At 61.1% G+C, this 6,558-nt stretch carries 6 protein-coding genes and 1 tRNA gene; 2 read left to right on the forward strand and 5 right to left on the reverse strand.

Features of this window, described 5'->3' with window-relative positions; genetic code table 11:
- Positions 1-4 precede the first annotated feature (4 nt).
- The 3 genes from hisS to prmA all read right to left on the reverse strand — a co-directional run bounded on the left by hisS (position 5) and on the right by prmA (position 2,907).
- Entirely contained in the window at positions 5-1,264 is a 1,260-nt protein-coding gene (hisS, locus tag NW863_RS04135) for a histidine--tRNA ligase (RefSeq protein WP_414364641.1), read from the reverse strand.
- Positions 1,265-1,360: 96 nt separating this feature from the next.
- Positions 1,361-2,113 carry a 16S rRNA (uracil(1498)-N(3))-methyltransferase gene (locus tag NW863_RS04140; protein WP_414364643.1) on the reverse strand — a complete coding sequence of 251 codons (753 nt, stop codon included), beginning with the start codon at positions 2,111-2,113 and terminating at the stop codon, positions 1,361-1,363.
- Positions 2,086-2,907, reverse strand: coding sequence for a 50S ribosomal protein L11 methyltransferase (prmA, locus tag NW863_RS04145; protein WP_414364651.1), 822 nt, complete (start codon positions 2,905-2,907; stop codon positions 2,086-2,088). The genes NW863_RS04140 and prmA overlap by 28 nt, the downstream gene beginning before the upstream one ends.
- Positions 2,908-3,451: 544 nt before the next feature.
- Between prmA and NW863_RS04150 the strand changes: the two genes are divergently transcribed.
- Positions 3,452-4,279, forward strand: a complete 828-nt coding sequence (locus NW863_RS04150) for a hypothetical protein (protein ID WP_414364645.1) — start codon at positions 3,452-3,454, stop codon at positions 4,277-4,279.
- 32 nt (positions 4,280-4,311) lie between these two features.
- Here NW863_RS04150 and NW863_RS04155 read toward each other — a convergent pair whose 3' ends face one another.
- Together NW863_RS04155 and NW863_RS04160 are read right to left on the reverse strand one after the other, a co-directional pair.
- Positions 4,312-5,061, reverse strand: coding sequence for a phycocyanobilin:ferredoxin oxidoreductase (locus tag NW863_RS04155; RefSeq protein ID WP_414364647.1), 750 nt, complete (start codon positions 5,059-5,061; stop codon positions 4,312-4,314).
- A gap of 227 nt (positions 5,062-5,288) precedes the next feature.
- Positions 5,289-5,375, reverse strand: a tRNA-Ser gene (locus NW863_RS04160).
- 162 nt (positions 5,376-5,537) lie between these two features.
- Between NW863_RS04160 and panB the strand changes: the two genes are divergently transcribed.
- A complete protein-coding gene (panB, locus tag NW863_RS04165) occupies positions 5,538-6,323 on the forward strand; it encodes a 3-methyl-2-oxobutanoate hydroxymethyltransferase (RefSeq protein WP_414364649.1) in 786 nt (261 codons plus the stop codon).
- Positions 6,324-6,558 lie beyond the last annotated feature (235 nt).

The raw sequence follows: 6,558 nt of genomic DNA on the forward strand, positions 1-6,558 counted from the left end.
TCCATCACCTCTGGGACGCCAAATACTGCACCAAGTCAGCTTGCAAGAGGGTTTGCTGCTGCCCCGTGGGCAAGTGCTTGAGCTGCACCTCCCCGGCTGCAGCTTCTGCGTCCCCCAGCGTAACAGCCCAGGTCGCACCGCTGCGGCTGGCCCGCTTGAACTGCTTGCTGAAGGCGCTGCCGCTGAGATCCAGCTCGGTGCAGAAGCCGGCTTGGCGTAGGGCTTGGGCGATCTGGAGGGATTGGGCCTCAGCCTTTGCCCCGCGGGAGATCACGTAAACCTCGACCGGTGTTGGCGGAATCTCCCCTTGTTTCTTCTGCAGCAGCAACACCAGCCGCTCCAGGCCGATGGCCCAGCCCACCGCCGGGGTCGGCGGCCCGCCCAGCTCTTCCACCAGGCCATCGTAGCGCCCGCCCCCGCAGACGGTGCTCTGGGATCCCAGCTCCGGCGAGATGATCTCAAAGGCGGTGTGGGTGTAGTAGTCCAAGCCGCGCACCAGGTAGGGATCCAGCTCATAGGGGATGTCTAGAACCTTGAGATGGGCTTGCACTTGCTCGAAGAAGGCGCGTGAGTCAGCACTGAGGTAATCGGGCAGCTTGGGTGCTTTCTCGGCAATGGCACGGGTATGGGGATCCTTGCTGTCGAGGATGCGCAAGGGGTTGCGGCTGAGGCGCTCTTGCGAGTCGGGATCGAGCTGCTCTTTCAAGGGGGTGAGGTAGTCCACCAGGGCTTGGCGGTAGGCCCGCCGATCCTGCGGATCCCCGAGGGAGTTGAGCCGCAAGGTGAGGTTTTCTGCCCCCACCGCCCGCAGCAGATCCCAGGCCAAGGCGATGACCTCGGCATCGGCGCGGGGATCCCGGCTGCCCAGCAGCTCCACCCCCAACTGATGGAACTGGCGTTGCCGCCCCGCCTGGGGACGCTCGTAGCGAAACATGGGCCCGCAGTACCAGAAGCGCTGCACATCGCCTGCCACCTGCAACCCGTGCTGGATGTAGGCCCGCACCACGCCGGCGGTGTTTTCGGGGCGCAAGCTCACCTCCTGCTCGCCGCGGGTGCTAAAGGAGTACATCTCCTTACCCACCACGTCGGTGGCGCTGCCAATGCTGCGGGCAAAAAGCTCCGTCAGCTCCAGAATCGGGGTGCGGATCTCTTGGTAGTTGGCCCGCCCCAAGATCTCGCGGGCGCTGGCCTCCACCTGCTGCCAAAGCCGTACCTCCTGCGGCAAAATGTCGCGGGTGCCCCGCACCGCCTGGATTTTCTCCATGTTGGTTCCTCTTGCCCAGAGCCCCGTCCTGGGAACCAAGGGTTCATGTCAATGCCATCATATCGGCAACAGCGTTCCTGCTGCTGAGGGGCAGAGCTAGCCCCGGCTCAAGCGAGCGTAGAAGGCCGCAACTTGGCTGCCGGCGGCCACAGCCGCCGTGGTGGCTCGCAGGATCGTAGGGCCCAAAGAGACAGGTACTCCGCCGTAGGCTTCCGCCTGGCGGCGCTCCATCTCTGTCCAGCCGCCTTCAGGGCCAATGGCCAGTGCCACGACAGGATCCCTCCGTTGCGGTAGGACTTGCAGCAGCGGGGGGGCCTCTCGGCGGGCGACGGCTATACCCCACCAATCGGCTTTGAGCTCGGCTAGCCAACGGATCCATGGGGTGGGTGGGTCGATCTGGGGCCAGCGCAACCGCTCACATTGTTCTGCGGCCTCTTGCACAATTTTTTGCCAGCGTTCTTGCCGCCCAGATCCCGGCTCCACCACAGTGCGCTCCGTCAGCAGGGGGGTAATGCGCGCTGCCCCCAGCTCGGTAACCTGGCGAAACACCTCATCAAACCCCGGCCCCTTGACCACCGCCAAGCCCAGATGCAGGTAAACGGGCAACTCCCGCGGCAGCGCCTCCACCTCGCCCGCAATTTGGGATCCCTGCGGCTGCCAATGGGCCAGCCACAGCTTGCCGGAGCCATCCAACACCAAGAACGGATCCCCCGGCTTGAGGCGGCGCACTCGCTGTAGGTAGTGCTGCTGCGGGCTGGTCAAGTGGAGCCCACCCGCGGGATCCCGTTGGGCCGGGTCGATAGCCAAGCGGGGCAGGGAACTCAGGTCGTGCGTGCGTTCAGACAGCACCACTCTCCCCGTCGCCAGAGGGCTGCCACCACCCATTCATTGGCCTCCAACATCTCCGCCACCAACTTGGCCTGCTCGATGAGGATACCGCTGAGGATCAGCCATCCCCCCTTTTTCACCACCAGGCCAAACTGCGGGATCATATCCAAGAGCACGTCCGTCAGAATGTTGCACACCAGCCCATCCACCATCTCGGGAATATGCTCCAGGCTGCCTTTGGCCACCACAATGCGATCCGTCAGGCCGTTGAGATCCCGGTTCTGGAGCGTGGCCTGCACCGCCAGCGGGTCAATATCCACGGCATAAACCCGCTTGGCTCCTAAGAGAGCTGCCGCCACCGACAAAATGCCCGAACCACAGCCCACATCGGCCACTGTGACTCCCCCAGCACCCCCCCCAAGGCGCATCTCCAGAGCCTCCAGGCAAAGCTGGGTGGTCGGATGAGTACCTGTGCCAAAGGCCATGCCCGGATCCAGCCGCACCAGAAGACGACCGGGGTGGGGGGGTGGATCCAGCCAGGCCGGACAGATGAGCAGCTTGTCCCCGACCGGTTCGGGCTGCCAGTGTTGCTTCCAACTGTTGCTCCAATCCTCTGCCTCTATGCGTTCCCAGCGCAGCTTGGGAAGGGGCTGGCCGGCAACAAGGGCGTCTTGCCGCAGGCGCAGCGCCAGAGCAGCCAAATCCAGGAGCGTGGCGCGGAACCAGGGCAAATAGGCATGAATACTGATTCGATCTTCACCGTAGGCCTGGCTGGCCATGCCCTGACAACCAAAGCTCTCCAGCCGCCAAAAGATCTGATCCTCCTGGGCAGGGGAAGCAACGATGTGGAGATCCCACCAGGCCCCATCGGGATCCGGCCCTTGGGCAGGCGAGAGCGGGCTGAGGTTGGCAACGGTCGTGCTCACAGGGATCCCTTCAACAAACCTAAGGAAAACCGAAATTTTGGCTAACAGAATAGCGATCCAAGTCGCCAGCAGGCTAGCACTTAATACAGAACTCTATATCAGAAATTGTAGTAATTGCAGTCTTCCCCTCAATTCGTCGTTTAGGCTTTAAGAGCCTGCCCCATTGTTCCTGGTTAGTCTGGGATTTGAAGGCGCACACTGTTGACTCAGCAGCGACGCAGGGATGGACTCCCCCCAATTGGGGGATGGCCCTCAGCGGTTCCTTGGATGTCCAGCTCAGCCTTATGAGATAGATTAAATCCAAAAGTATTGAACAAGAATTGGGTACAGCGTTGACGCTCGCTTCGAGCCCCAGTGATTTTACGGATAGATGGGGTTTGGCCAGGGCGTGTTGAGCAACGATAGAGAGGAAGCAATGCAGGCGGCAGAGTCGATGTCAACTGAGCAGTCAGCGCAGCAGCCGAAGGTGGCTCCTCTTGCCAGAGAGGAAAGGGCTGCCCATGAGGATCCCCAGCCGCTCGAAGTCAGCCCTCGCAAGCACTCCGTCCCGCTGACGCGAACGGCTCTGATGCGGCGCTTCAACCAGAGCTTTCCGCCTTTCTACAGCCAGTTTGTCAGCAGCGAGGTTCAGGTTCAAAACTTGCGTCTGGCCTATGCCCTCTACCAAACCCGCAAGGCCGTGGTACAGATGCAGGACGAGCGCGGCAAGACAGTAGTTTGTCTGGCCTATCGCAACCGCCCTTCTCTGCTCAGCGACCTGTTTGGGGTGCTCACGGCATTCAATCTCTCGGTACACGGCATCCATCTCTACGGGCAGATCTACGCACCCCACTTGGTTTTTATTCGGGTCACTGTCTCCCGCGATGGCCACAGCCTTTCCTCCCAGACCAAGCTCAACCTAGAACGGGCTATTCACGAGTGCTTGGCAGGGGTGTTTCCCGTTCATGAAACTTTGGCGCTGGAGTTTGATCTCAAGGCCGGCTTGAAAGACACCCAGGTTTCTTTTTATTTTGACCCAGTGTTTCATCTGCCCACGCTGTTGGTGGATGTGGACAACCAGCCGGGCGTGTTTTACCGGGTGATGACCGCTCTGGCGCAGGAGGATTTGACTGTGGTTAACCTCAATCTGATGCTCCGCCGCAAACGGGCGCGCTTCATTTTCTACTTGCTGGGGCCGGATGCAACTCCAACCATGCCAGAGTTCCTAGGGCAAAAATTGGCGTTGAGCATCCGGCAGCGGCTGCAAGGGGATCCCGTCTAGATAAGGACTCCGTTCGAGTAGCGCGAACGACACTAGATGGGCATCGGACTGGGGGGCAAGTCAAAAAGGACGGTGCTCATGTAGCGCTCGGCCCAGGCGGGGCCAAAAGCTTTTTCCAAAACGCGGCGGGTGCGGTCGTTCTGTTGTTGCTGGCTGCAGTAGCGCTGCTGCCCTTGGTAGTGGGCCAGGATCTGTGCGGGATCCGTCTGCGGGGGGATCTGTTGCGCCAGCCGGCAGTGGATTTCCAAATAACGGCGGGCGAAATCCAAAAAGCGGTCGGCTTCTGCCTCGTCGCCGGGCCGGATGAACAGACAGTAGGGAGAAAAAATCGTCCCCCACGGCGGCAACTGGCGTCGCTCTTGGAAAGGGGCGAGATGAGCTCCCAAAGCTTCCAACTCTTGGACATAGGGATCCGGCAAAGTGGGGGTGACCGGCGAGAGATCGACGATGGCGGCGCTCACCTGACCGCGGCCGGCCACAATATCACAGCCGAACAACGGCAGCGGGTACTGTGGCTGCGGAAACATGACGCAGTGGAGAATATCCAGGCTTTGCCCGGCCTGGGCCAGCTCCAGGTGCAACTTGCGAAAGGGAGCCCCTTGGTAGCAGCGGTTTTCAATCTGCAATTTCTCCCCCTCTAGGCGGCCCTCCACATAGCCCAGATCCTCCGGCAGGGCATAGGGAGCCAGGGCGAGGTGGGATCCCCAGATCTCTAGGATTGCCTCCGAAAGGCGCTGGATGAGGGGATGCAGTTGCGCTTGCAGAGCAGGGGCGGTGAACATGGGAGCCAAGAAGACCGGTTAAGCGACAAGTCCTCGAAAGCCGCGCCGGGCCAATCCGCAAAGGTGCCTTCCTGAAACCCAGGTTTCAGTAAGCTGAGGTGGGACTTAACAAAGCAAGGGATCCCAGCCAGTCCAGGGCTGCGGGGGGCTTTGGCGGAGGTTGAGAGGGCCGGGTGCTGACCCTACCAGGCGTTGGCAGCGTTGAGCGCCATTGGATTGCTCGAAGACGGAAGGGGTGGGATTCGAACCCACGGTGACCTTGCGGCCACAACGCTTTTCGAGAGCGTCACAATCAACCACTCTGTCACCCTTCCAGTCTGCATAGGGCTTTACCATCTTAGCGGCAAACGGGCTATCCTGCCCGGATCCCCTCTCGTGGAATGGGGCGGATGCAACCTGGCCAATTACCCCAGGGCCAAAGCTCTTGGGGGGTACGGCCCAGCCAGAAACCGCAGGGGAAATGAGATCATAGAGGTATGGCTGCCCTTTCCATTCACCACTTCCGCCAGGCGAAACAGGCGGGTCAACCGTTGGTGGCCCTCACCGCTACCGACTATGCCACAGCGCAGATCTTGGATCGAGCCGGGATCGACTTGATCTTGGTAGGCGACAGCCTAGCCATGACCAGCTTGGGGTACAGCAGCACCTTGCCCCTGACGCTGGAACAGATGATCCACCACGCCCAGGCAGTGCGCCGCGGTGTAGAACGAGCCTTTTTGGTGGCCGACTTGCCTTTCTTGAGCTACCAAGTCTGCAAAGAGCAGGCCCTCTTCTCGGCAGGACGGTTGATGAAGGAGGCAGGGGTGAATGGGGTGAAGCTAGAAGGGGGCTACCCAGACATGGTGGAAACGGTGGCCTTTCTGGTACAGCGAGGGATCCCGGTCTTGGGCCACATCGGCCTTACCCCACAGGCCAAGCATCAACTGGGGGGGTATCGCCAGCAGGGAAAAACCCCCTCAGAGGCAGAGCGGCTGCGCCAGGAAGCCCTAAGCCTAGAGCAGGCAGGGGCCTTTGCCCTGGTTTTGGAACACATGCCGGCGGAATTGGCTGCCCAGATCACCCAGCAAGTCGGGATCCCGACTCTGGGCATTGGGGCTGGCCCGGCCTGCGACGGCCAAATTCTCGTCACCCACGACCTGCTCGGCCTCAGTGAGCGGATCCCGCCCTTCGCCAAAGCCTACGCCAACCTGCGAGAGGTAATCCGAGAAGCGGTGGAAGCCTTTGTCGGCGATGTTCATCAAAGACTGTTTCCCCCCACCTAGGGCATCCCCTCGGCAACTCGCAAGTATCACTTTCTGGCACCTCAGTCGTTGGTTACTGCTCTCCCTTGGTGAGGATCTCCAGAAATGGGGAGCCAGTCGGGGCAGCCGATTGCCGCCTCTGTCAAGGCTGGCCGAGGATGTACAGCGCACATGAACTACCCCACCGCGTAGGCGGGTGGGGTTTCCTCACCCGCTTGGCAGCAGAGCTTTTGTCTCTTCTTCTGCCCCAGTTGCT

This window comes from Synechococcus sp. B60.1, assembly GCF_047462555.1.
In the GTDB taxonomy this organism is placed as follows: domain Bacteria; phylum Cyanobacteriota; class Cyanobacteriia; order Thermostichales; family Thermostichaceae; genus Thermostichus.

What these genes read in the sequence shown, in the direction of transcription:
- panB (WP_414364649.1), top strand. Translation starts at nt 5,538, where the DNA reads ATGGCTGCCCTTTCCATTCACCACTTCCGCCAGGCGAAACAGGCGGGT.
- NW863_RS04150 (WP_414364645.1), top strand. Translation starts at nt 3,452, where the DNA reads ATGTCAACTGAGCAGTCAGCGCAGCAGCCGAAGGTGGCTCCTCTTGCC.
- NW863_RS04155 (WP_414364647.1), bottom strand. Translation starts at nt 5,061, where the DNA reads ATGTTCACCGCCCCTGCTCTGCAAGCGCAACTGCATCCCCTCATCCAG.
- hisS (WP_414364641.1), bottom strand. Translation starts at nt 1,264, where the DNA reads ATGGAGAAAATCCAGGCGGTGCGGGGCACCCGCGACATTTTGCCGCAG.